19 protein-coding genes are annotated in these 23680 nt (G+C 71.0%); 5 read left to right on the forward strand and 14 right to left on the reverse strand.

The genetic code is table 11. The features are described from left to right. Positions 1–12 precede the first annotated feature (12 nt). Positions 13–420 (reverse strand): universal stress protein, encoded by a 408-nt coding sequence (locus ACQP2Y_RS26115; protein ID WP_360554798.1) that lies wholly within the window; start codon positions 418–420, stop codon positions 13–15. A 111-nt stretch (positions 421–531) separates the two neighbouring features. On the opposite strand from ACQP2Y_RS26115, the gene ACQP2Y_RS26120 reads away from it, so the two are divergent. Then, positions 532–1956, forward strand: a complete 1425-nt coding sequence (locus tag ACQP2Y_RS26120; protein WP_433717664.1) for an APC family permease — start codon at positions 532–534, stop codon at positions 1954–1956. Between the two features lie 5 nt (positions 1957–1961). Here ACQP2Y_RS26120 and ACQP2Y_RS26125 read toward each other — a convergent pair whose 3' ends face one another. After that, positions 1962–2726 (reverse strand): dihydrodipicolinate synthase family protein, encoded by a 765-nt coding sequence (locus ACQP2Y_RS26125; protein ID WP_433717665.1) that lies wholly within the window; start codon positions 2724–2726, stop codon positions 1962–1964. A gap of 47 nt (positions 2727–2773) precedes the next feature. After that, entirely contained in the window at positions 2774–3667 is an 894-nt protein-coding gene (locus ACQP2Y_RS26130; RefSeq protein ID WP_433717666.1) for an NmrA/HSCARG family protein, read from the reverse strand. A gap of 115 nt (positions 3668–3782) precedes the next feature. Between ACQP2Y_RS26130 and ACQP2Y_RS26135 the strand changes: the two genes are divergently transcribed. Next, entirely contained in the window at positions 3783–4334 is a 552-nt protein-coding gene (locus tag ACQP2Y_RS26135; RefSeq protein ID WP_433717667.1) for a TetR/AcrR family transcriptional regulator, read from the forward strand. 131 nt (positions 4335–4465) lie between these two features. On the opposite strand, the gene ACQP2Y_RS26140 is transcribed toward ACQP2Y_RS26135, so the two are convergent. From ACQP2Y_RS26140 to ACQP2Y_RS26190, 11 genes are all read right to left on the reverse strand, one after another. Beyond that, the gene (locus ACQP2Y_RS26140; protein WP_433717668.1) at positions 4466–5638 is read right to left on the reverse strand and encodes an ABC transporter ATP-binding protein; all 1173 of its coding nucleotides are present in this window, start codon (positions 5636–5638) and stop codon (positions 4466–4468) included. A 34-nt stretch (positions 5639–5672) separates the two neighbouring features. After that, positions 5673–6506 (reverse strand): carbohydrate ABC transporter permease, encoded by an 834-nt coding sequence (locus ACQP2Y_RS26145; RefSeq protein ID WP_360821852.1) that lies wholly within the window; start codon positions 6504–6506, stop codon positions 5673–5675. A gap of 2 nt (positions 6507–6508) precedes the next feature. Continuing rightward, positions 6509–7468, reverse strand: a complete 960-nt coding sequence (locus ACQP2Y_RS26150; protein WP_433717669.1) for a carbohydrate ABC transporter permease — start codon at positions 7466–7468, stop codon at positions 6509–6511. Then, a complete protein-coding gene (locus tag ACQP2Y_RS26155) occupies positions 7465–8688 on the reverse strand; it encodes an ABC transporter substrate-binding protein (protein ID WP_433717670.1) in 1224 nt (407 codons plus the stop codon). Before ACQP2Y_RS26155 ends, ACQP2Y_RS26150 begins: the two co-directional genes overlap by 4 nt. A gap of 257 nt (positions 8689–8945) precedes the next feature. Continuing rightward, positions 8946–11201, reverse strand: a complete 2256-nt coding sequence (gene yicI / locus ACQP2Y_RS26160; RefSeq protein ID WP_433717671.1) for an alpha-xylosidase — start codon at positions 11199–11201, stop codon at positions 8946–8948. A 35-nt stretch (positions 11202–11236) separates the two neighbouring features. Then, entirely contained in the window at positions 11237–12121 is an 885-nt protein-coding gene (locus ACQP2Y_RS26165) for a carbohydrate ABC transporter permease (RefSeq protein ID WP_433717672.1), read from the reverse strand. 1 nt (position 12122) lies between these two features. Continuing rightward, entirely contained in the window at positions 12123–13028 is a 906-nt protein-coding gene (locus ACQP2Y_RS26170; RefSeq protein WP_433717673.1) for a carbohydrate ABC transporter permease, read from the reverse strand. Further along, the gene (locus ACQP2Y_RS26175; protein WP_433717674.1) at positions 13025–14332 is read right to left on the reverse strand and encodes an extracellular solute-binding protein; all 1308 of its coding nucleotides are present in this window, start codon (positions 14330–14332) and stop codon (positions 13025–13027) included. Before ACQP2Y_RS26175 ends, ACQP2Y_RS26170 begins: the two co-directional genes overlap by 4 nt. A gap of 135 nt (positions 14333–14467) precedes the next feature. Continuing rightward, on the reverse strand, positions 14468–15472 hold the full coding sequence (locus tag ACQP2Y_RS26180; RefSeq protein WP_433717675.1) for a LacI family DNA-binding transcriptional regulator: 1005 nt from the start codon (positions 15470–15472) through the stop codon (positions 14468–14470). Between the two features lie 90 nt (positions 15473–15562). Beyond that, complete coding sequence (locus ACQP2Y_RS26185) at positions 15563–18514, reverse strand: glycoside hydrolase family 3 C-terminal domain-containing protein (protein WP_433717676.1); 2952 nt, start codon at positions 18512–18514, stop codon at positions 15563–15565. A 178-nt stretch (positions 18515–18692) separates the two neighbouring features. Continuing rightward, positions 18693–19481, reverse strand: a complete 789-nt coding sequence (locus ACQP2Y_RS26190) for a class I SAM-dependent methyltransferase (protein WP_433717677.1) — start codon at positions 19479–19481, stop codon at positions 18693–18695. Between the two features lie 76 nt (positions 19482–19557). Here ACQP2Y_RS26190 and ACQP2Y_RS26195 point away from each other — a divergent pair, with 76 nt between their 5' ends. Genes ACQP2Y_RS26195 through ACQP2Y_RS26205 form a run of 3 tightly spaced genes read left to right on the forward strand, consistent with a single transcriptional unit; the run spans position 19558 to position 23672 of the window. Beyond that, the gene (locus tag ACQP2Y_RS26195) at positions 19558–20247 is read left to right on the forward strand and encodes a hypothetical protein (RefSeq protein ID WP_433717678.1); all 690 of its coding nucleotides are present in this window, start codon (positions 19558–19560) and stop codon (positions 20245–20247) included. Positions 20248–20307: 60 nt separating this feature from the next. Further along, positions 20308–22392, forward strand: a complete 2085-nt coding sequence (locus ACQP2Y_RS26200; protein ID WP_433717679.1) for a glycosyltransferase — start codon at positions 20308–20310, stop codon at positions 22390–22392. After that, entirely contained in the window at positions 22389–23672 is a 1284-nt protein-coding gene (locus ACQP2Y_RS26205) for a glycosyltransferase (protein WP_433717680.1), read from the forward strand. The genes ACQP2Y_RS26200 and ACQP2Y_RS26205 overlap by 4 nt, the downstream gene beginning before the upstream one ends. The last annotated feature ends 8 nt before the right edge of the window (positions 23673–23680 follow it).

The raw sequence follows: 23680 nt of genomic DNA on the forward strand, positions 1-23680 counted from the left end.
CCCGCGCAGCCATCAGGGATGGGTCACCACGAGGACCGGGCGGGACGCCTTCTCGATCAGTTGCAGGGGGACGCTGCCGAGGAGTCGTTCCGCCAGCGCCGGCCGGGAGCTGGCCCCGACCACGATCACGTCGGCCTGCTGCTGCGCCGCGAACTCGATGATGCGTTCCAGCGGGCGGCCGGGCAGCACCGTGCCCTGCGCCTCGACCCCCACGTCGGCCAGCCGCCGGATCGCCGTGTCGACCGCCTCCCGCGCGCCCTGGACGAAAACGCTGCGCGGGGCCGGGGAGAACCGCTCCAGCTCCACCTCGTCGACCGCGACCACGGAGACCGTGGCGTCGGTCTGTTTGGCCAGCCGGGCCACCGCGTCGGTGATCCAGGGCTGGTCGGCGTCGGGCTTGGCAGCCAGCACGATGTGCATGTCGTCCTCCGGCAGGTGGGATCACGTGGGTCGATCCTCACCCGTGCGCCGCGCGGGAACAAGCCTCAGCGGCGGCGCGTTCGCCGCTGATCGCTTACCGTGAGGCCAGGCATGTCGATGTGGAGGTACGCGGCTATGGCGGACGCGGGAACACGGGACAGCACCGAAGCCAACGAACAACCCACTCTCAACCGGGTCATCGGCCCCTGGCTCCTGCTGCTCTTCGTCGTCGGGGACATCCTGGGGACCGGGGTCTACGCCCTCACCGGCAAGGTCGCGGGCGAGGTCGGCGGGGCGGTCTGGCTGCCGTTCCTGATCGCGTTCGTGGTCGCGCTGCTGACGGCGTTCAGCTATCTGGAGCTGGTGACCAAGTATCCGCGCGCGGCCGGCGCGGCGCTGTACACGCACAAGGCCTTCGGCATCCACTTCTTCACGTTCATGGTCACCTTCGCGGTGATGTGCTCGGGCCTGACCTCGGCGTCCAGCGCGTCGAAGGCGTTCGCCGGCAACTTCGCCGAGGCGTTCGACCTGACGCTGGGCGAGGGGCTGGGACTGACCGCGGTGGCGGTCGGCTTCATGACCCTGATCGCCCTGGTCAACTTCCGCGGCGTCGGCGAGAGCGTCAAAGCCAACGTCGTGCTGACCTGCGTCGAGCTGACCGGCCTGCTGATCGTCATCGCCATCGGCGCGTGGGCGCTCGGCGGCGGCAACGGCGACCTGTCCCGGCTGGTGCAGTTCGACTCGCCCCCCGGCGAACACGCGTTCTTCTCGGTCACCGCGGCCACCGCGCTGGCGTTCTTCGCGATGGTCGGCTTCGAGGACTCGGTCAACATGGCCGAGGAGACCAAGGACCCGGTGCGGATCTTCCCCAAGGTGATGCTGACCGGCCTGTGCATCACCGGGGCGATCTACGTCCTGGTGGCGATCTCCGCCGTGGCGCTGGTCTCCCCGGCCGACCTCAACGAGGGCGACGCGCCGCTGCTCAAGGTGGTCGAGGCCGGGGCGCCCGCGTTCCCGCTGACCGTCTTCGCTTTCATCACCATGTTCGCGGTGGCCAACTCGGCGCTGATCAACATGTTGATGGCCAGCCGGCTGCTCTACGGCATGGCCAACGAGCGGGTGCTGCCCAAGGTGCTCGGCAAGGTCCACCGCACCCGGCGTACGCCGTGGGTCGGCATCGTCTTCACCACGCTGATCGCCTTCGGGCTGATCTGGTTCGCCGACCTGACCGCCCTCGGTGGCACCACCGCTCTGCTGCTGCTCTGCGTCTTCACCGTGGTGAACATCGCGGTGCTGGTGCTGCGCCGCGACAAGGTGGAGCACAAGCACTTCAAGGCCCCGACGATCATCCCGATCATCGGGGCGATCAGCTGCGCCTACCTGGCCAGTCCGCTGTCCGGCCGGGCCAGCGCCGACTACAAGGTGGCCGGGGTGCTGCTGATCATCGGCGTCGTGCTGTGGGCGATCACCTACGCGACCAACCGCTTCATCCTGCACCAGGACACCACCATCGACCCGGCCAAGCTGGACAAGTAGGCGGGTCAGCCCAGCCGGCGGACCGGTGAGGTGCCGTACTGCCGGGCCATGGCCTCCTTGAGGCCGCCCGGCAGGGCCTTGGCCGCGCGCTCGGTGCGCAGCACGACGTGCTGTGCGGCGGCGTCGCGCTCCCAGGCGGCCAGGCACTGCTCCGGTACGAGGTTCGCCGCCGCCACGATGCCCCCGGTCGCGCCCAGCCAGCTCGCGTAACCCAGCAGCGCCGAGGCCCCGCTGTAGACGGCGAGGTCCCCGTCGAGGCTGAGCTCATGCCCGAGCCGGATCGGGTCACCGCTGGAGTCCTTGATCCCGGCCAGGTTCAGCTCGCCCAGCGCCTCGACCGGCACCGGCCCGCCCGCGACGCCCGGATAGTGGTAGGCCAGCACCGGCACCGTGCCGGCGGCCTCCACCACGTGCGCGAAATAGCTGCCCAGCGCTCCGCCCAGCCGCGGCGGGGCGACCAGCACGCCGTCCGCGCCGGCCTCGATCGCCGCGGTGACCCGGGCGGCGGCGGGCTGCCACCACTCCCCGGAGGCGCCGGCGATGACCGGCACCCCGGGGCAGGCCGCGCGGACGGCGGCGACCAGCTCCACCCGTTCGGCGTCGGAGAGGGTGGCGGCCTCACCGGTGCTGCCGTTCACCAGCACCGCGCGGATCCCGGCGTCCACGAGCCGGGCGGCGTGCTCGGCGGTGCCTTTCGCGTCGACCGCGGCATCGGCGTCGAACAGGGTGACCAGGGCGACGGCGGGCCCGGTCCAGAGCGGCTCAGTCATGCCTCCACCCTCCCCGACTCACGGCCCGGCGGCCACCCGAACCCCGCTCAACCGAGGTGGGACGCGGCCCAGGTGCGGAAGTCCGTCATCGGCAGGCCGTACGCGTGGGCCTGCTCAGGGCGCGCCGGACTGCCCACGACCTCGGTCCATTCCTGCATCGGCACCATCATCTCCGGCAGCCCCCGCGCCACCGCCTCGTCCGCGGTCAGCACCGGCGCCGGGACGGGGCGCCCGAGCACCTCGGTCAGGGTGGCGGCGACCTCGGTCATCGTCAGGCGCTCGCCGGCCAGGTCCAGGTCGACGCCGTGCCAGCGCGCGGGATCGGCGAAGGCGGCCGCGGCGGCGGTGCCGATGTCGTCGACGGCCACCCAGCTCAGCTTCGTGTCCGGGCCGAACGTGGTGACGAAGCCGTCCTGCGCCCAGTTGCCGAACATGAAGGACCAGCCCAGCAGGTTCTCCATGAACGTGGAGGGTTTGAGGACGGTCCAGGAGGCGAAGCCCGCCGTACGCACGGCCTCGTCGATCGCGGCCTTGCTCTCCCAGTAGTGGGTGTTCCAGCGGCCCTCGTCCCAGCCCGGTGCGCTGCGGGCGAACTCCCCCGCGCCGGCCACCGACGTGTGCACGAACTGCGGCACCCCGGCTGTCAGGGCCGCCGCGACGAGATTGCGGCCGCGGACCACCTCGGCGTCCGAGCCCAGATCGGTGATGTCGGGGGTCTGCACCGAGAAGACGCCGCGGGCGCCGGTCGCCGCGGGCACCAGCGTGCCGGGCTTGTCGAGGTCGCCCACGACCAGTTCGGCGCCGAGCGTCTCGAGCGCCTTGGCCGCTTCGGCCTGCGGATCCCGCACGAGGGCCCGGACGGCGACACCCCCGGCGAGCAACGCCCGCGCGACAGCCCCACCCTGCTTGCCGGTGCCTCCTGTGACCAGAACCGGTGCCATGACACGTCCTTCCGCAGAAACGGGGCGTCCCCCCGTTTATCGTTCGCTACGATACGGAGGGGCACCCCAGTTCCACAACCCACCCCGCACAACCCATCAGGTCGGGACGGTGAGCATGCGACCCAGACGCGCGGACGCCCGGCGCAACTACGACCAGTTGGTGGCCGCGGCTGCCACGGCGTTCGCCCGCGAGGGGGCCGACGCCTCGCTGGAGGAGATCGCCCGGCAGGCCGGGGTGGGCTCGGCCACGCTGCACCGGCACTTCCCGTCCCGGCAGGCGCTGCTCAACGCGGTCTTCCACGGCCGAGTGGAAGCGCTGTGCCAGCAGGCTCACGAGCTCGCCGAGGGCTCGGACCCCGGCCCGGCGCTGACGATCTGGCTGCGCGCGCTCGGGGCCTACGTCGCGTCGACCCGCGGGCTGGCCTCGTCGCTGGTGCCGAGCACCGACAACGAATGTCACCGCATGATCGTGCAGGCCGGCGACGAACTGGTCATCCGGGCCCGCGCGGCGGGCGCGGTCCGCCCGGAGGTGTCGATCGACGACCTGCTGACCCTGGTGACCGCCATCTCGATGGCCGTCGAGCACAACCCCGGCGAGAACGGCACCGAGGCGGAACGCCTGCTGGGCCTGGCCATCGACGGCATCCACCCACGCACCGGGGCGTAGCGGCTCAGCCCCGGGCGAAAGGCTCGCCCACGGCTCTCCGGCCCAGCGGCTCACCCGCGTTCGTCGGGGCGCCGGCGCAGGGACCGGCTGCCGGCGACTGATCCGCCGCCGGCAGCGCTCGACCCCGCCGGTCAGTCGGTGCCGGCCACCAGGTTCTTGCCGCTGGCCCCGTCGAACACCTGGATCTTCGACGTGTCGTACCAGAGCCGGGCGGTCTTGCCGCGCTGGACGTTCGCGGCCGCGTCCAGCCGGGCCGTCACGTCGACGCCGCCGCTGTGCAGGTCGTTGCCGGTGTCCTTGGCCAGGTCCTCCAGGTCCTTGGACCGGGCCTGGTCGCCCTTCATGGTGAAGTAGGCGTAGACGTCCGAGCCCATCGCCTCGACGATGTCGATCGGCGCGTCGAAGGTGGCGCCCGGCTTGTCGCCGACCAGGGACGCCTCCTCGAAGTGCTCCGGGCGGATGCCGACGATCACCTCGCGTTCGCCGGTCGAGCCGTTGAGGGCCTGCCGGACCTGGTCGGGCAGCTTCGCCTCGCCCAGCGCCGTCACCACGCCGTCGGGGCGCAGCCGGCCGGGGAAGAAGTTCATCGACGGGCTGCCGATGAAGCCGGCCACGAACAGGTTCGCCGGGTGGGCGTGCAGGTGGGCCGGCGAGCCGACCTGCTGGACCACGCCGCTGCGCATGACCACGACGCGGTCGCCCAGGGTCATCGCCTCGGTCTGGTCGTGGGTGACGTAGAGGGTGGTCGTGCCCAGGTTCTTCTGGATCCGGGCGATCTGGGTGCGCATCTGCACCCGCAGCTTGGCGTCCAGGTTGGACAGTGGCTCGTCCATCAGGAACGCCTTGGGCGACCGGACGATGGCCCGGCCCATCGCCACCCGCTGGCGCTGGCCGCCGGAGAGGTTGGCCGGCTTGCGGTCCAGGTGCTGGGTCAGCTCCAGCATCTCGGCCGCCTGCTCGACCTTCTTGCGGATGGCCGCCTTGTCCATCCCGGCCAGCCGCAGCGGGAAGCCCATGTTGTCGCCCACGGTCATGTGCGGGTACAGCGCGTAGGACTGGAACACCATGGCGATGTCGCGGTCCTTGGGGGCTTTGTCGTTGACCACCTGACCGTCGATGATCAGCTTGCCGGCGGTGATGTCCTCGAGGCCGGCCACCATGTTCAGCGTGGTCGACTTCCCGCACCCCGACGGGCCGACCAGGATGATGAACTCACCGTCGGCGATCTCGAGGTTGAAGTCGTCCACGGCCAGGGCGCCGTCGGGGTAACGCTTGACCACATGGTCCAGAACGATCTCGGCCACGTCAGCTCCTCGGTGTATCGGTACGTGGGATGGGTCAGCCCTTGACGGCGCCCGAGGTCAGCCCCGCGACGATCCGCCGCTGGAAGACCAGCACGAAGATCACGATGGGGATGGTGATGACCACGGCGGCGGCCGCGATCGGTCCGGTCGGCTTCTCGAACGTGGTGGCGCCGGTGAAGTAGCTCATCGCCGCCGGGACGGTCCGCGCGTTCGAGGTCGAGGTGAGCGAGAGGGCGAACAGGAAGTCGTTCCAGCACGAGATGAAGACCAGGATGGCCGTGGTGAAGATGCCGGGCATGGCCAGCGGGGTGATCACCCGGCGGAAGGCCTGGTACGGCGTCGCCCCGTCCATCTTGGCGGCCTTCTCCAGGTCCCAGGGGATCTCCCGGAAGAAGGCCGACAGCGTGTAGATCGCCAGCGGGAGCGCGAAGGCGATGTACGGGATGATCAGCCCGGGCCAGGTGTCGAACAGCCCGACCGCCGTCTCGATCTTGAACAGCGGCGTGACCAGGGCGATCTGCGGGAACATCGAGACCAGAAGCGCCATTGCCACGATGGTCCGCTTGCCCGGGAAGTCGAGCCGGGCGATCGCGTACGCGGCCATCGTCCCGAACGCGATGGCGATCAGAGTGGCGATGATGCAGATGCCGATCGAGTTGGCCAGGGCCCGCAGGAAGTCCGGATTGTTGAAGATCGCGGAGTAGCTGTCGTTGCTCGGCGAGGTCGGGATGTAGTTGCCGTCGTTGAGGGTCGCGTCGTCCTTCAGTGACAGGGACACGATCCAGAGCACCGGGACGAACGCGTACAGCAGGACGATCGCGTTGACACCCCACCACATCAGCTTGCGGTTCGTGGTCTCCGGCTGCATGACTACCGCCTCCCCTCAGCGTCGGATCCGGGCGCTGCCGCCCCGAAGAACTTGATGAACGCGAACGCGATGATCCCGGTGGTGATGAAGATCAGCACCGACATCGCCGACCCGATGCCGAGGTTGAGCCCCCGGATCAGGTTGCTGTAGGCGACCATCGACACCGAGCTGGTCTTGTTGGACCCGCTGGTGAGGATGAAGATGTTGTCGAACACCCGGAACGCGTCCAGGGTGCGGAACAGCAGGGCGACCAGGATGGCCGGCTTGATCAGCGGCACGGTCACCAGCCAGAACCGTTTCCACGGGCTCGCGCCGTCCATCGAGGCGGCCTTGAGCAGGTCCTCGGGCACCAGCGCCAGGCCGGCCATCAGCAGCAGCGCCATGAACGGGACGGTCTTCCAGACCTCGGCCAGGATGATGATCCCGATCGACGGCCAGAACTCGGTCAGCGGCGCCGAGTTCTCCGGGGCCAGCCAGCCCAGCCCCTGGGTCCAGGCGAAGCGCCAGGAGAACGCCGCCACCACGGTGACGATCGCGTACGGCACCAGCGCCGAGGTGCGCACCAGCCCCCGTCCGACGATCGTGCGGTGCATGACGATCGCGAGCAGCATGCCGAGGATCAGCTCGAGGGTGGCGCCGACGATGGTGATCAGCATGGTGACGCCGAACGCGGTCCACCAGATCGGGCTGGACAGCACGGTGACGTAGTTGTCGAACCAGATGAACTTGTTGGCGTCCGGCTGGCGCAGGTCCGCCTTGTTCAGCGAGAGCCAGAACGCGTAGATGATCGGGTAGGCGGCCACCGCGAGCATGATCACCACGGCCGGGCCGACCAGCATCAGCCCCAGCTTGCGCTCGGCCCGTTTGGCGTCGGTGTGGCGCTGGCGGGCGATCTCGGTGGTGCCATCATCCATGCGGTCCTCGGCCGCCTCAGCGGCTGCCGCGGTCGGTGTAGCGGTCATGGCACGATCCCCTTGCCCTCGATCGCGTCCTTGATGGAGTCGCGCAGCTCGTCCGCCGCCTTCTGCGGGTTGATGCTCTGCGGCGGGGACAGCGTGGTGGATACGAGCGTCGAGATGTTCTGGTACACCGGTGACACCGGGCGGGGCACGGCGGCCTCCAGCTCGGTCCGCATGACGTCGGCCATCGGGTACGCCTTCTTGAACTCCGGGAGCTCGAAGACCGTGGCGAGCGCCGGCACGTCACCGGCGTCGAGAGCGGCGCTGAGCGCGTTCTTCTCGTTGCGCAGGCACATGGCCGCTTCGAACGACTCCTCCGGATGCTTGCTGTAGGTGCTGATGGCGTAGTTCATCCCGCCCAGCGTCACCTTGGGCGGCCCGCCGTCGACCGACGGGTAGGGCGCGTAACCGAGGTCGTCGACCAGGTCCGGGTTGGCCTCACGCATGGCACTGAGCACGTACGGCCAGTTGAGCGAGAAGGCGGACCGTTCGGCCTGCAGGTCGGCGAAGACCTCGGGCTCCTGGGCGTTGGACAGCGACGCGCTCGTGACTCCCGAGGTGGCGAGCTTGCGCAGCAGCGTCAGCGCCTGCACGGTCTTGTCGTCGATGGTGGGCTCGGAGCTGTCCTCGTTGACCAGCGTGCCGCCGTACGCGGTGATCAGGTTGTTGACGTTGACCACGTAGCCCTCGTACTGGGCCGCGGTGAGCCCGATCTCGTAGGGCTTGCCCTGGGCCTTGAGCTGCTGGGCCATCGCGATCATCTCGTCGAAGGTCTTGGGCGGGGTAGGCACCAGCGACTTGCGGTACCACAGCAGCTGCACGTTGGTCGTGCGCGGTACGCCGTAGAGCTTGTCCTTCCAGGTCGCCGTGTCGATCGGCGGCTGGAGGGTGTCCTTGGTCGCCTGGGCCTTCTGTTCCCCGGTCAGTTCGCGGATCCACTTGGCCTCGGCGAACTCCGCGGTCCAGGTGACGTCCATGCCGAGAAGGTCCATGCCGTCGTCCTTGGCGGCGAGCCGCCGGACGAACTGGTCGCGCTGGCCGTCGGCATCGCTGGGGAGCAGATTGCCGACGATGGTGTAACGGCCGGCCGCCTGTTTGTTGCAGTCGGCGATGATCTTGTCGAAGCCGGTGCCGCTGGCTCCGCCGTAGAGGTTGACCACCGTGCCCTCAGGTCCGCTGGAGCAAGCCGCGAGCGAGGCGAAGAGGGCCGTCACCCCGATCATCGCGGTCCACCGTGACGGCCGCCGGGGCGTCGTCGGTCGTGGAATCATCATCGATCCTCCGTCCGGGCAAACCGCTGGCTCAAAGTGGCCCAGCTCACAGCCCTGACCCCGACATTGCCAGATATCGCTGGCAGGCGCGAGGGGAGGAGAGCAATCTTCTGTAACAAGGTGTTCATGGACGGTGACAACGTGGTAGCACGCCCGAAACGCGGTGGTGGGGCGGGAATTGCCCGCCCCACCGACCCGATGTCCGACCTTTACGGCAGACGCAGCTCGCAGGTCGCCACGTCGGCGTCCACGTCGGCCACCACGTCACCGGCACGCACCCGCCACTGCGCCGCCGCCCCGCTGCGGGCGACCCGCACGGTGCCGCCCGACCGGGTCACCTCGAAGGTCGTCGCCGGCTCCCCCGCCGGCCCCGGCACGGTCGTCGTCCGGGTGCCCTCGGCCAGCTCGTAGAGCTGCAGCGTGATGCCGTCGCGGTAGTCGTAGTCCGGCCGGTCCGTGCGGGCCCCGATCGCCAGCACCGAGTCCGGGCGCACCAGCAGCGGCACGCTGGCGAAGCCGTGCGTCTCGTGCACCCAGCCCGGCCCCTCGACGACCTCCCCGGTGCCGAACCGGGTCCAGCGCCCGGCCGGCACGTAGTACGACGTGTCCCCCGCCTCGCTGAACACCGGCGCGACCAGCAGGTTGTCGCCGAGCAGGTACTGCCGGTCCAGGTGCGTGACGGCCGGGTCGTCCGGGAAACCGAAGACCATCGGCCGCATCACCGGCAGGCCCTCGCGGTGCGCGCGCCCGGCGGCTTCGAACAGGTACGGCATCAGCGACAGCTTCAGCCGGGTGAACGAGCGCAGCACGTCGACGGCCTCCTCGTCGAACAGCCACGGCACCCGGTACGTCTGGTTGCCGTGCAGCCGGCTGTGCGAGGAGAGCAGCCCGAACGGGATCCAGCGCTTGAACACCGCCGGGTCCGGCAGCCCCTCGAAGCCGCCGATGTCGTGGCTCCAGAAGCCGAAACCCGAGGCCGCCAGGGACAGCCCGCCGCGCAGGCTCTCCGCCATCGACTCGTACGTGGAGGAGTTGTCGCCGCCCCAGTGCACCGGGAACTGCTGGCCGCCGACGGTCGCGGAGCGCGCGTACACCACGGCTTCGCCCTCGCCGCGGTGCTCGCGCAGCACGTCGAAGACCACCCGGTTGTAGAGCTGGGTGTAGTAGTTGTGCATCCGTTCCGGGTCCGAGCCGTCGTGCCAGACCACGTCGAGCGGGATGCGCTCACCGAAGTCGGACTTGAACGCGTCGACGCCCATCTCCAGCAGGGCCCGCAGCTTGCCGGCGTACCACTCGCAGGCGTCCGGGTTGGTGAAGTCGACCAGCGCCATCCCGGCCTGCCAGCGGTCCCACTGCCACACGTCGCCGTCCGGCTTGCGCACCAGGTAGCCGGCCGCCATGCCCTCGGCGAACAGCGACGAGCGCTGCGCGATGTACGGGTTGATCCACACGCAGGTCCGCAGTCCCCGGTCGGAGAGCCGCTTGAGCATGCCCGGCGGGTCGGGGAAGATCCGCGCGTCCCACTCGAAGTCGCACCAGCTGAACTCGCGCATCCAGAACGTGTCGAAGTGGAAGACGCTCAGCGGCAGGTCCCGCTCGGCCATCCCGTCGACGAAGCTGGTCACCGTCTCCTCGTCGTAGGAGGTGGTGAACGAGGTGGTCAGCCACAGCCCGAAGGACCAGGCCGGCGGCAGGGCCGGTCGCCCGGTCAGCGCGGTGTACTTGCGCAGGATGTCGGCCGGGGTGGGGCCGTAGATGACCAGATAGGACAGTGACTGCCCGGCCACGCTGAACTGGGTGCGGGAGACCAGCTCGGAGCCGACCTCGAAGGACACCTTGCCGGGGTGGTCGACCAGCACGCCGTAGCCGCGGTTGGTCAGGTAGAACGGCACGTTCTTGTACGCCTGCTCGCTGCTGGTGCCGCCGTCCTCGTTCCAGATGTCGACGGTCTGGCCGTTCTTGACCAGCGGGCCGAAGCGCTCGCCGAGCCCGTAGACGGCCTCCCCCACGCCGAGGTCGAGCTGCTCGTGCACGTAGTGCTCGCCCTCGGCGGTGTCGACGACCCCCATGCCCTTCCACCCGCTGCCGGTGAGGCGCTTGCCGTCGGCCAGGAAGTCCAGCCGCCACGCGTCGCCGTCGGCGAAACGGGCGGTGAGCGCGCTCGAGGTGAGCTCGTTGCCGTGCACCTGCGCCTGGAAGTCCGGGTCGGCGGCGATCTCGAAGTCCGGCTTACGCGGCCGGTGGCCGGCGAAGTGGCTGATCGACACCCGGATGACGTCGGGCGCCGGCGCCGAGCACGTCACCGTGATGATCGGGGCGTCCAGGGTGTCCCCGCGCCCCTGCACCCGCTTGGCGGTGGCGAAGGCGGTCAGCGTGCCGGCGCCGGCCGACGTGTCCTGCAACTGCACCGGGTGCAGCACCGTCAGGCCGTCACGCTTGCGCCAGTAACCGTCGGTGAACTTCATGCACAATCCTTTACTGCTTCGGGGCCTTCGGCGGACTACTTGATGGCGCCGGCGGTGATGCCGCGGGTGAGGGTGCGCTGGAAGATGAGGAAGAACAGCATCGCGGGCAGGATGCCGATCAGCGCCGAGGCGCTGGTGGTCGTGGCGTCCATCTGCCGGTCGCCCTGGAGCACGCCGAGCGCGACCGGGACGGTCTGGTTGGCGTTGGAGATCAGGAAGACCAGCGGCAGGAAGAACTCGTTCCACGTCCAGATGAAGAAGAACGTGAACAGCACGGCCAGCGTCGGCCGGCTGACCGGCACGACGACCCGCCACAGCGTGCGGAAGCGGCCGGCCCCGTCGACCGCGGCGGCGTCGAGCAGTTCGGTCGGGAACTCGGCGTAGACCGAGGAGAGCAGGTACGTGCCGAACGCGCTCTGGATCACCGTGAAGATGATGATGATCGAGAACAGGCTGTCGTACAGGTGCAGGCTCTTGGACAGGTAGTACAGCGGGTAGACCAGCACCTCCTGCGGCAGCAGGTTGGCGACCAGGAAGAAGACCAGGAACCAGACCCGGCCGCGGACCCGGCCGATGCCCAGCGCGTACGCGTTGAGGACCGACAGGATCACCGCCAGCACCGACACGACGGCGCTGGTGATGAAGCTGTTGAGCAGCTTGCGGCTGAAGTCCACCCGCTGCCAGAAGTCGACGATGCCGTCCCAGTGCAGCGACTCCGGGATGGACAGCGGCCCGTTGCTCGCGTAGTCGGCCGGGCTCTTGACCGCGTTGAGCGCGACGACCAGCAGCGGCGCCACGACGAGCAGCAGCAGGATGACCAGCACGCCCAGCACGATGTAGCGGGCCGGGTACCGCCGCCGGTTGACCCCCGCCTGCGTGGGGGCCGCCTGCTTCTCGGGTGCGGTGGCCAGAGCGGTCATGTCAGGCTCCCTTGCGCTCGTCGCGGGTCTGCAGGCGCAGGAAGACGAACGCCAGCACCACGATCAGGACCGTGAGCACTGTGGAGATCGCCGAGCCGTAGCCGACCTGGGCCTTCTGGAAGAAGTTCTGCCAAGCGAAGTACGACGGCACCAAGGTCGCGTTGCTCGGCCCGCCCCGGGTCAGCACGAAGATCTGCCCGAAGATCTTCAGCGCCGCGATGGTGGTGGTCACCAGCACCACGTAGAACTCCGGTTTGATCAGGTAGACGGTGATGTGCCGGAACCGCTGCCACCAGCCGGCCCCGTCCAGGTCGGCCGCCTCGTACAGCTCGGGGTCGATGCGCTGCAGGCCGGACATGAACATGACGATCGGGTAGCCGAGCTGGAACCAGACCATCACCGCCATCACGCTGTAGAGCGCGTACTTCGGGTCGCCGAGCCAGTTGCGGCTCAGCGAGGAGAGTCCGACAGAGTCCAGGATCCGGTTCAGCGCGCCGTAGCTCGGGTGCAGGATCCAGCCCCAGACGATGCCGGTCACCGCGACCGGCAGCACCTGCGGCAGGTAGAACCCGGAGCGGAACACGCTGGCCCAGCGCGGCCCGAAGATCTTGGCGATGTAGTCGAACAGCACCGCCGCCATCAGCAGGCCGAGCAGAGTGGGGATCACCGCCATCGCGATGATCAGCAGCAGGATGTGCCCGAACGAGGCCCAGAACCGCTCGTCGTGGAACAGCCGGGTGTAGTTCTCGAAACCGACCCACACCGGGCTGCCGATGCCGGACCAGCGGGTGAAGCTGATGCCGACGGTCATCACCAGGGGCACCACGATCACCGCGAGGGAGGCCAGCACCCCCGGGACGAGGTACCAACCGAACCCGGCGGTGTGCCGGCCTCCCTGCCGGCTCATTTGCCCAGGTCGGTCAGGTTGTCCTGGTACGGCTTGGCGACCTCGTCGAGCATCTGCTGCGGGGTCTTCGAGCCGTTGATCAGCCCCTGCACGCCGCCGACCATGACGTCGTAGTAGCCGGGCGCGGGCCAGTCCGGGTAGAACGCCAGCCCGTCACTGGAGGAGATCTTGGCGAAGTTGTCGATGAGCTCCTTGTTCTTCGCGTCGGTGATCCCCGCGGTGTCCGCCGCGACCGGGACGCCACCGTTGTTGCCGAGCAGGTTCTGCACCTCGGGCTGCATGGTGATGTCGATGAAGTCGTACGCCAGGCTCTTGGCCTTGCTCTTGGTCGGCACCACCCACAGGTTGCCGCTGGAGCCGGGGTGCAGCGTGTTGCCGGGGAACAGGAACGTGCCCCACTGGAAGTTCTTGATCTCGGAGGAGAACCGGCCGTACCACCAGCTGCCCGAGATCATGATCGGGAACTTGCCCTGGGTGAAGGCGACGCCCATGTCCTCGGCCTTGATGCCGGCCGAGTTCTTGGCGATGTAGCCCTTCTTGACCCAGTCGGCGAAGGTCTGCGCGCCGAAGGTGAGCTCCGGGCCCTGGAAGTTGACCTTGTTCTTGTAGAGCTGGTAGTCGTCCACGAAGGCCCGGTTGGCCTTGGACAGGGCCAGCTCATAGAAGATCTGCTGGGCCGGATACTCGGCGCCGCCGACCGACAGCGGCGTGACCTTGGCCTTGACGAAGGTGTCCATCGCGGCCTCGAACTCGGCCAGCGTGGTGGGCACGGCGACCTTGTGCTTGGTGAACAGGTCCTTGTTGTAGTAGACCATCACGTACTCGCCGTAGTTGGGCACGCCGAACGTCTTGCCGCTGCCCATGATGCCGTCGCCGTCGTACTTGGTGGTGGTCTGCAGGCTCGGGCTCAGCTTCTTGTCCCAGCCCCGCTTCTCCGACTCCTCGGTGAGGTCGGTGAGCAGGCCCTGCTTGGACAGCAGGCCGGCGGTGGCGTTGCCCTTGTTGTACTCGAGGATGTCCGGGGTGCTGTCGGAGTTGAGGATCATGCCGGCGTTCTGCTGGATCTGCTCGAAGCTCTTCTCCTCGAACTTCACCTCGACGCCGGGGTGGCTAGCCTTGAACAGCTCGATCGCCTTGGCCCAGGCGACGCCCATGGCGCTGGTGGGGCCCTCGTAGTGCCACAGAGTCAAAGTCTTGGCGTCGGCGCCCTCGTCACTGGAGCCGGAATCACTGCACGCGGTAAGGCCGAGGGACGCCGCCAGTAGCAGCGCGCCCGCGGCGAGGCTCATACGGGATCTGACCATGCCGTCCTCCCAGGGGAAACCGTGTTTCGTCGAAGCGCTTCGACACGTAGCCGTCGAAGCGCTTCGACGATGGGGCTTGGGCAGACGCTAGGGAACGGCTCACCTACATGTCAACAGTGTGACGGCGAGATTTCCTCAGTCGCGGGAAGAGCAGCTGTCCCGCTCGACGATGGTCGGCGCCAGCAACCGGGTGCCCGGCGTACGGCGGCCGTCCAGCAGGTTCATCGCCGTCTCCACGGCCAGCGTCCCGACGTCGTGGGCGGGGATGTCGGCCGAGGTCAGCCGTACCGGCAGGCTCACCGCCACGTCGCGCGGGCACACCGCGACGATGGACAGATCCTCGGGCACCCGGCGGCCGCTGGCGCGCAGCTCCTCCAGCAGCGGCACCAGCGCCTCCTCGTTGTGCACCACCAGCGCCGACACCTCAGGCAGCTCGGCGTCGATCTCGGCGAGGCACTCGCGCACCCCCGCGGCGCCCGGCCCGCACGGATGGGCCACGGTGTCGAGCCCCAGCTCGGCGGCAGCATCGGTGAAGCCGGTCAGGAACCGGGAGGCGTACGTGGTGCCGCGCTCGTACACCGCCGGGGAGGGGCCGACGAGGGCGATTCTGCGGTGCCCGTGCCCGGCCAGGTGCCGCAGGCACTCGGCGGCGGTGGCCGCGAAGTCCAGGTCGACGCAGGCGATGCCGGCCGCGTCGTCGGGCAGCCCGATCAGCACCGAGGGCTGCTTGAGCCGGCCCAGCGCCGGGATCCGGACGTCGTCCCGCTCGACGTCCATCACGATCAGCGCGTCGACCATGGTGGCGCCGGCGACCCGTTCCAGGCCCGCCGTGCCCTCGTCCTTGGTCAGCAGCAGCACGTCGTGGTTGTACGTGCGCGCCGCGGTCACCACCGCCGTCACGAACTGCATGATGACCGGCACGCTGACGTCCACCCGCAACGGCACCACCAGGGCCAGCACGCTCGTGCGGCTGCTGGCCAGGGCGCGGGCCCCGGCGTGCGGGTGGTAACCCAGCTCGGCGATGGCCGCCTTGACCCGGGCCTGGGTCTCGGCGGAGATCGGCCGGCGCCCGCTGAGCACGTACGAGACCGTGCTCATCGAGACGCCCGCCGCCCGGGCGACGTCGCTGATCGTCGGCATCGCCCTCCCCGTTCTGCTCGCTGTCGGCCTGCCGATCCTACTGACCGTCACCACGTGCACCCCGGCACCGCCGCGCCGGGGTGCCGGTGATCACCCGGCGGCCCGGAAGGTGGCCAGCCGTACCCCGTCGCTCAGGACCAGATACACGTCGTGCCGGCCACGGACCCGGTCCAGCTGGGCGTTGACCGTGGCATAGGTGTACTTGTCGCCGGTGCTCGCCACGGTGGCCGTACCCAGCAACCGGCCGGTCGGTGAACCGAGGCGGACCTCGACGGTGCCCGGGCCCGCGCTCGCCTTGGCCACCCGGGCGGTGAAGGCCGTACCGAGCCGCGAGTCCTCGAACGCGATCCAGTCGCCGGCTTTCGCGGCGCCCACCGCGGTGCCGCGCGGCTTGCTCTCATCGACGAGCTGCGCACCGCCGTACGCGTCGAAGCTCTCCGCCCGGGTGGTCCGGGTCAGGTCCCGGGCCGGGATCGTCTCGCCACGCACCCGCAGCGAGCCGCGCTGCCGGATGTCCGCCGACGAGGAGCCGGCGAGCAGGTCGTGCACGGACGACTCGAGCACCCAGCGGCCCCGGGTGACGTCCCAGTGCGCGAGGTCGGCGAGCGGGAAGCTCAGCGTGACGGTCCTCGTGGCGCCGGGCGCGAGACTCACCCGCTGGAACGCCCGCAGCTGCTTGACCGGCTGCTTGTCCCGCGAGGTGCGCTGGTGGCTGTAGAGCTGCACGACCTCGTCCCCGGCGCGGGTCCCGGTGTTGGTCACGTCGACACGCACGGTCACAGTGCCGCCGGACGTGCGGGCGCGCAGCGGTGAGTAGCGGAACTTCGTGTACGACAGGCCGTGGCCGAACGCGTAGAGCGGCCGCTGCCTGCTGTACAGGTAGGTCTGCTCCGAGGCGATGATGTCGTAGTTCAGCAGGTCGGCGGGGAGCTGGTCGTCCGAGCGGGGCCAGGTCTGGGTGACCCGCCCGGCCGGGTTGACGTCGCCGAAGAGCACGTCGGCCACGGCGTGGCCGGTCTCGGCGCCGGCGTGGGTGGTCCACAGGATCGCCGGTACGTGCTCCTGCTCCCAGGCGATCGAGTCGGGATAGCTGGTCTGCAGCACCACCGTCGTACGCGGATTCGCCTCGAGCACCGCCTCGACGAGCGCGTGCTGGCTCTCCCCCAGCGCCGTCGTGGTGCGGTCGTGCGCCTCGCGCCCGTTGATGAACGGGTTGCTGCCGACCACGACCACCGCGGCGTCGGCGCCGGTCACGGCAGTGACTGCCTCGTCCACGCCGCTGCTGATCACCTCGCGGGTGAAGTGCGCGGCGCCCGCGGCGGTGGCGGAACCGAGCGCCAGCTTGCCGTCCGCGCCGACCGTGACGTACGTGTTCGCGCCGAACCAGCTCTCCTTGGTCTCGTAGCCCGCGTAGTGCAGGACGTAGCTGCCGTCGCCCTGCCGCTCGAGCTTGAACTGCTGCTGCACGAACCAGCCGTTGGGCTGCTCGTCGCGGGTCAGCAGCGGACCCCAGTTGTAGCCGAGGTACCGGCCGTTGGCGACGTTGCGCAGCGTGGCGACGCCCTGGCCCCAGTCGACCGTGTCGAACTGCGCGGCGGTGCCCGCGCCGGCGCCGGTGGCGGTGACCGCGTCGGCGTCGGTGGTCCCGGTGGCGGTCACGTACCGGCCGGTGGTGGTGTCCTTGAGGGCGATCCGGTCGGCGCCGTCGCTGGTGGTCACGCTCTTGGCGCGCTCGCGGATGCCGTCCAGGGCGGTGACCTCGTAAGGCAGCTTGCCGCCGTACCAGTCGGTGTAGAGGGTGTCGGCCAGCGGGCCGACCACGGCGACCTTGCCGCCGGGCCGCAGCGGCAGCGCGCCGCGGGAGTTCTTGAGCAGCACCGCGGCCTTGCCGGCGGTCTCGCGGGCCAGCGCGCGGTGGGCCGGGCTGTCGATGACGGCGGGGGTGATCGACGCGTACGGGCCGCCGTCCGGATCGAACTCGCCCAGCCGGAAGCGGATGCTCAACGCGTGCCCGGCGGCCTCATCGATGTCGTCCTCGGACAGCAGTCCCTGGGCCAGGGCATCCTTGATGGCGGTCACGGTCGGCCCGCCGTTGCCGTCGTCCACGGTGAAGCTGTCCAGCCCGGCCTTGAGCACGGCGGCGTCCGCCTCGGGCTGGGTGGCGAAGTACGCCTGCGACCGGGTCAGGTTGTACGGCGCGCCGGCGTCGCTGACGTTGAACAGCGGCCGGTCGCTCCAGCCGCGGACCAGGTCGGAGAAGTCGGGGTCCACGGTGGCCGGACGGCCGTTGACGAGGTTGTAGGACGCCATCACGCCGGTCGCGGCGCCGGCCTGCAACGGGATTCGGTACGCCGGGCGCTCGTACTCGTTGAGCACCCGCTGCGGCACGTTCGACGACGTCACATCGCGCCCGGCCTCGTTGTTGTACGCCGCGTAGTGCTTGAGCGTGGGCGCGGTCCGCAGGTGGTCCGGGTCGTCGCCCTGCAACCCCCGCCCGTACGCGGTGGCGATCGCGCCGGTCAGCAGCGGGTCCTCGGAGTAGCCCTCCTCGTTGCGGCCCCAGCGCGGATCGCGCAGCGGATTCACCACCGGCGCCCACAGGTTGAGGCCGAACACCCGCGGGTTCTGCGCGTGGTAGCCGCGGGCCTCGGTGCCGACCACCGAGCCGACCCGGCGCAGCAGGGCCTGGTCCCAGGTGCTGGCCAGGCCGACGGCCTGCGGGAAGGCGGTGCCCTGCGCGGTCACCACCGCGCCGCCGGCGTCGATGTCGTTGGACCAGGCCACCCCGTGCAGCGCCTCGGTGCCGGCCTTGAACATCTTGATGCCCAGCCGCGGCACGGCCGGCTGGTACTGGTGCAGCAGTGAGATCTTCTCGTCCAGGGTGAGCCGGCCGAGCAGATCGTCAACCCGGGCGTCGAGCGCCAGGTGCGGATCCCGGAACGGGTAGGACGGCTCGGCGGCGGCCGCGGCGGGCACCGCCGGCAGCGTGATCACCGCGAGCGCGACGACGGCGAGGATGCGCCGCAGGGGCCTGTTTCGCATGTCTGTCTCTCCTGGCGGAGCCGTTAGCGGCTCATCGAAGCGCTTCGACGATGGCCTGAAGGTCACCGATGGGGAATCACGGGGATGAATACCGACCATAGATGCCGGGCCGGGGCAGGGCAACCATCGGATGTCGCACGACCGAAACGCCCCCGAAACCGCAGCCTGCGGCGGCTCCCTAGTGGAGCGTGCCCCGCACAGCCCAGGCCCGAGCGGTCAGCCGGATCGAGCCGTCCGGCTCCACCGGCAGCCGGGAACGCAGCAGCTCCCGCAGAGCCGTGCGCTGCTGCTCGGTCAGTGACGCCACGTAACCGGGAGCGGAGCCCTGCCGGCCGAGGAACGGCCGCCAGAAGTCGGTGAAATCGGCGAACACCGTCGGCACCTCGATCGCCCTGGTCGCAACCGCGTCGAAGCCCGCCCCGGACCACAGCTCGGCGAGCGGCCCGGGCGCGCACAGCGCGAAGCGGCGGCCCTCGTCGAACTGCACGGAACCGGGATCGAGCGTGACGGCGGCCTCCCAGAAGTGCCGCATCATCGCCATGCCGTCGCCGTAGTCCCAGACGTACGCGGCGGCCACTCCCCCGCTCGCGGTGACCCGGGCGAACTCGGCGGCGGCCCGGGGCGGCTCGGGCACGAAGTTGAGACAGAGCCCGCTGACCACGACGTCGAAGCAGCTGTCCGGCACCGGCAGCGCGCGGGCGTCACCGGCGGCGAATCCGGTCCGCGGACCGCCGGCGCGGGACCGGGCATCGGCCAGGAAGCCCGGCGAGCGGTCGACGCCGGTGACCCGGCCCGGTGCGGTGGCGAGCGCGGCCGTGGTCAGGGCGCCCGGTCCGCAGCCGACGTCCAGCCAGGACCGGCCGGCGGGCACGGCGAGCCAGCTGACGAACTCGCGGGCGACCGGACGGCTCCACCGGCCGACGTACGCCTCGTACGCGTCGCCGACCTCCCACACCTCGTGGCCCATGCGACGACCTTACGACCGGCCGCACGCACGTCGCACCGGTTGCCGGGCGCCGGAATCCCGATAAGGTTCATCCCCGATGCGGGTCAGCCGGGGAGAGCACCAGGAGCGTAGGCGTGCCCTCAGCGGGCCGGCCCTGCGGGACCTGCTGCCCTGGCTGCCGACGCTGCTGGGCGTCTGCGCGCTGATCGCGCTGCTGATCATCGCCGCGACCCGCTTCACGTCGTCCCCCGAGGTCCGTGCTGTGCCGCCGGCGCCGCCGTTCCTCCCCACGCCGGCCCAGACGCCGGAGATGCCGATCCTCGAGCCGTCCTCCGCGCCTGCGTCAGCCCCGCCGAGCGCCCGCCCCGGCTCGCAGATGCGACCGGCGACGGCCACCACCTCGCCGCGGCCCGCTCGCAGCTCGAGCCGGGCCACCACCGCCCCGGCGCCTGCCCCCGGCCCGGTGAGCGGCCGGTACCGGCTGGTCGACTCGTACGACAACGCGTTCATCGGGGAGGTGCTGGTGGCCAACTCGTCCGGGCGGGACAGCGACTGGCGGGTCGAGCTGCGGTTCCCGCCGGCCGTCGGCGACCTGATCACCTCCTGGGTCGAGTCGGCCCCGCAGGCGACCCTGCGCCGCTCGGGGGACAGCTTCATCTGGTCCTCCGGCGTGCCGGTCCCTGCCCGCGGGCAGGTCGCGCTGCGTTTCCACTTCTCCCGTTCCGGCTCGGGCAACCTGCCCTCGGCCTGCACCGTCAACGGTCAGGGCTGCTCCGGCCTCGGGTGACCCCGATCTCATCGCGGCCCCGGGTGCATCCACCACCGGGTCCGGCACCGAAGCCTGGTCATGCCCCCCACTCTGTCCTCGGCATTGCGGCAAGTGCGCCAGGCTCCGCGCCTCGTGGAGGTGCTCGGTGACGGCGTCCGCGCCGCCGCCGCGGTGGGCGGGCCCGGCACCATCGGCCTGCTCCGGGAGGCGATCGCCGGCCCGGACGAGCTCACCGCGGTCGCTGCCGTGCACGCGCTGGGTGCGGTGGACGACGACGCCGCGGGCGCGGTGCTGTCCCAGTTGCTCCGGCACCCGCGCGGTTTCCTGCGGGAGCACGCCTCCTGGGCTCTGATGACGCAGTCACCGCGCACCGACGCGATGGACCCGCTCGTGGCGGCCGTGGCGGCGGGCGGCTTCGCCGGGATGCTGGCCCAGCGGACCCTCGCCCGGTGGGACGCCACCGGCGGGCTCCGCGAGGTCGCGGTGCTCGCCGCCCTGCTGGTGGCGCTGGCCGGCGAGCGGGACACGCCGGCCCGTACCCGGCTGGTGGAGACGCTCGGGCTGCTCGGCGGTGAGCACGCCGGGCGAGCGGTCGCGGAGATCGCGCTCGACCTCACCGAGCCGCTCCCGGTCCGGATCGCCGCCACGGCTGCGCTCAGTGACCGCCCGGGCGACCTGGCCGCGGCGCGAACCGTCGGCGAACTGCTCGCGGCGGGCGGCGAGCTCGGCGCGGTGGCCCGGCTTGCGGCCTTCGACCTGGGACTCGTGTCGGCCGGGGCTGGGTGCGTACCGGAGGACGGCCTGACCGTCGCTCAGCTCTTCCTGCACGCCGACCTGGACCGGGAGCTCAGCCGGGCGGGAGCCGGCGACAACGGCGGCATCGCCACGCTGCTGGTCCGTCTCGGCGACGCCCTCGCGGCCGAACCCGGCATCGCCCGGGCCTTGACCCTCTCCCGGGGCACGGCGACCGCCGCCTTCGACGCGCTGCGGCCCGGCCCCGGTCACCAGCTCGCGGCCGTACCGCTGCTCAGCCCGGCCGTCGGCGCGGCGGCGGCCTGGCCCACCTGGGTCGCGGCCCGCCGCGGCATCCGCCGGCTGTTGCGCGCCCACCGGGTCGACCTGCTGCACCTGCGGATGGCCGACGTCGGCAGCCTGGCCGCGGCCGAGGCGGCCACCGAGCTCGGCATCCCGGTCGTGTTCACGCTGGCCCCGGACCCGCACGGCGCGATCGACGCGCTCGACCGCAGCGGCGCCCTGGACCGGGCCGGCTTCGGCGCGATGGACGAACGCGAGCACTTCTGGTTCCGTTCGCGCCTGGTCCGGCGGCTGACCGCCGACGCGGCTCACGTCGTGCTCTTCCCGCGCCCGCGGGTCCGCGACGACCTGCGCCGCCTCGTAGGCATCGACGTCGGCGCCGAACCGGACCGCTACACGGTCGTGCCTGAGGGCATCGACCTCACCGTCATCGAGGCCGCCGAGACGGCGGCGGAGCCGGCCGAACTGGCGGCGCTGGTCGCGGCGCTGCCGCCGCACCGGCAGGGGCTGCCGCTGGTGCTCAGCGTCGGGCGCCTGCACCGGGTCAAGGGCATGGCAACCCTGGTACGCGCCTGGGCCGACCACCCCCACCTGTGGCAACGCAGCAACCTGGTCCTCGTCGGCGGCGACCTGAGTGACCCGTCCCCGGATGAACGCGAACAGCTCGACCAGATCGCCGCGATCGTCGCCGGCAGTCCCGCCGCGGACGGCCTGCTGCTGCCCGGCCACCGCCCCAACGACGAGGTCGCCCGCTGGCTGGCGCTGGCCCGTGCGGGCGGATCCCCGGCGATCGGCCCCGGCGGCGTGTACGTGTGCGCCAGCCTCAAGGAGGAGTTCGGCCTGGCCCTGCTCGAAGCGCTCGCCGCGGGCCTGGTGGTGGTCGGACCGGACGCCGGCGGACCGCCCACCTACATCGAGAACGGGCACACCGGACTGCTCGTCGACACCAGCAACCCGGCCGCACTCGCCGCGGCCGTGACCGCCGGGCTTGATCTTGCGGCCGCCCCGCACCAGGCTGCGCGGGTGGACCGGGCCCGGGAACGGATCCGGTCCGGCTTCACGGTCAGCGCGATGGCCGCCGCCCTGCGCACGATCTACACCGCCGTGACCAAGGAGGTCGACCCGTGACACTGCTGGTGATCAGCCCGGACTACGCCTCACACCTGCTGCCGCTGGTCACCCTCGCGACCGCCTGGCGGGACGCCGGCGAGCGGGTGGTGGTCGCAACCGGCCCGGCGACCGCCCCGATCGTGCGGGCGGCCGGCTTCGCCTGGACCGATCTGCCGCTGGGCCGCGGCTCCAACCCCGGCGTCATCCGGGCGGAGCAGCAGCCCGCCGGCGAGGACGAGGCACTGCGCGGCTTCTTCGCCGCGACCCGGCGCGGCCTGGTCGAGACGCTGCTCTTCCAGGCCCGGGCCCGGCGCGCGGACCTGCTCTGGGATCCGGTCGGCCGCGCGTACGCGGTCCGCGAGGCGGTCGCCGCGGTACGCCCGGACCACGTCATCGTGGACCACCTCGCGTTCAGCGCCCGCCTCGCCCTGTCGGCGGACCGGGTGCCGCACGCGGACGTGGTCCTCGGGCACCCGTCGGCGCTGCCGGTCGGCGGTGAGGTCTACGGCTTCCCGACGGACTGGCCGGCCGCCTTCACCCCGGCGCCCGCCGAGCTGGCCGAACTGCACAAGGCCTGCCGCGACGTACGGGCCGCGTTCACCGCCGAGTGGAACGTGGCGTTGCGCAGCCTGTCCCGGACGGCGCCGCTGGTCTCCGACGCGCTCGCCGAGCACGGCGACCGGCTGCTGTTCAACTACCCGGAGGCGCTGCACGACCCGGCCCGTACCGCGCTGCTGCCCCCGCACGTCTTCCTCGGCTCGGCGGTGCGGACCGAGACGGTGCCCGACGACATCCGGGCCTGGCTGGACGCGGACGACCGGCCGGTGGTCTACGTCAGCTTCGGCAGCTTCCTGTCGGCCCGCGGCGACGTGTTGGCCACGGTGCTGACGGCGCTGCGCTCCCTCGACGTACGGGTGGCGGTCGCGACCGGCTCGGCCCGGGACCTCCCCGAACCGGGCAAGGACTGGCTGGTCCGCGACTTCCTGCCGCAGACGGCACTGCTGGCCCGGGCCGCGCTGGCGGTCACCCACGGCGGCAACAACAGCGTCACCGAGGCGCTGACCTTCGGCGTACCGATGCTCGTGCTGCCGTTCTCGACGGACCAGTTCGCCGGGGCCGCGGCCATCGAGCGCGGCGGGGCCGGCGTGGCTCTGGACCCGAACGCGGCGTCGGCCGCCGACGTGATCGACGCCGTACGGGATGTGCTGGCCGGCACCGCGCCGGAGGTCGCCGCGCAGCTCGGTGTGCAGCTGCGGACGACTCCCGGAGCGGTCTCGGCCCGCCGTGCGCTCTGCTGATTCGCCCT

Origin of the sequence: Actinoplanes sp. CA-051413 (assembly GCF_050955795.1) — a bacterium.
Lineage (GTDB): Bacteria > Actinomycetota > Actinomycetes > Mycobacteriales > Micromonosporaceae > Actinoplanes.

What these genes read in the sequence shown, in the direction of transcription:
- ACQP2Y_RS26115 (WP_360554798.1), bottom strand. Translation starts at nt 420, where the DNA reads ATGCACATCGTGCTGGCTGCCAAGCCCGACGCCGACCAGCCCTGGATC.
- ACQP2Y_RS26120 (WP_433717664.1), top strand. Translation starts at nt 532, where the DNA reads ATGTCGATGTGGAGGTACGCGGCTATGGCGGACGCGGGAACACGGGAC.
- ACQP2Y_RS26125 (WP_433717665.1), bottom strand. Translation starts at nt 2,726, where the DNA reads ATGACTGAGCCGCTCTGGACCGGGCCCGCCGTCGCCCTGGTCACCCTG.
- ACQP2Y_RS26130 (WP_433717666.1), bottom strand. Translation starts at nt 3,667, where the DNA reads ATGGCACCGGTTCTGGTCACAGGAGGCACCGGCAAGCAGGGTGGGGCT.
- ACQP2Y_RS26135 (WP_433717667.1), top strand. Translation starts at nt 3,783, where the DNA reads ATGCGACCCAGACGCGCGGACGCCCGGCGCAACTACGACCAGTTGGTG.
- ACQP2Y_RS26145 (WP_360821852.1), bottom strand. Translation starts at nt 6,506, where the DNA reads ATGCAGCCGGAGACCACGAACCGCAAGCTGATGTGGTGGGGTGTCAAC.
- ACQP2Y_RS26150 (WP_433717669.1), bottom strand. Translation starts at nt 7,468, where the DNA reads ATGACCGCTACACCGACCGCGGCAGCCGCTGAGGCGGCCGAGGACCGC.
- ACQP2Y_RS26155 (WP_433717670.1), bottom strand. Translation starts at nt 8,688, where the DNA reads ATGATCGGGGTGACGGCCCTCTTCGCCTCGCTCGCGGCTTGCTCCAGC.
- yicI (WP_433717671.1), bottom strand. Translation starts at nt 11,201, where the DNA reads ATGAAGTTCACCGACGGTTACTGGCGCAAGCGTGACGGCCTGACGGTG.
- ACQP2Y_RS26165 (WP_433717672.1), bottom strand. Translation starts at nt 12,121, where the DNA reads ATGACCGCTCTGGCCACCGCACCCGAGAAGCAGGCGGCCCCCACGCAG.
- ACQP2Y_RS26170 (WP_433717673.1), bottom strand. Translation starts at nt 13,028, where the DNA reads ATGAGCCGGCAGGGAGGCCGGCACACCGCCGGGTTCGGTTGGTACCTC.
- ACQP2Y_RS26175 (WP_433717674.1), bottom strand. Translation starts at nt 14,332, where the DNA reads ATGGTCAGATCCCGTATGAGCCTCGCCGCGGGCGCGCTGCTACTGGCG.
- ACQP2Y_RS26180 (WP_433717675.1), bottom strand. Translation starts at nt 15,472, where the DNA reads ATGCCGACGATCAGCGACGTCGCCCGGGCGGCGGGCGTCTCGATGAGC.
- ACQP2Y_RS26185 (WP_433717676.1), bottom strand. Translation starts at nt 18,514, where the DNA reads ATGCGAAACAGGCCCCTGCGGCGCATCCTCGCCGTCGTCGCGCTCGCG.
- ACQP2Y_RS26190 (WP_433717677.1), bottom strand. Translation starts at nt 19,481, where the DNA reads ATGGGCCACGAGGTGTGGGAGGTCGGCGACGCGTACGAGGCGTACGTC.
- ACQP2Y_RS26195 (WP_433717678.1), top strand. Translation starts at nt 19,558, where the DNA reads ATGCGGGTCAGCCGGGGAGAGCACCAGGAGCGTAGGCGTGCCCTCAGC.
- ACQP2Y_RS26200 (WP_433717679.1), top strand. Translation starts at nt 20,308, where the DNA reads ATGCCCCCCACTCTGTCCTCGGCATTGCGGCAAGTGCGCCAGGCTCCG.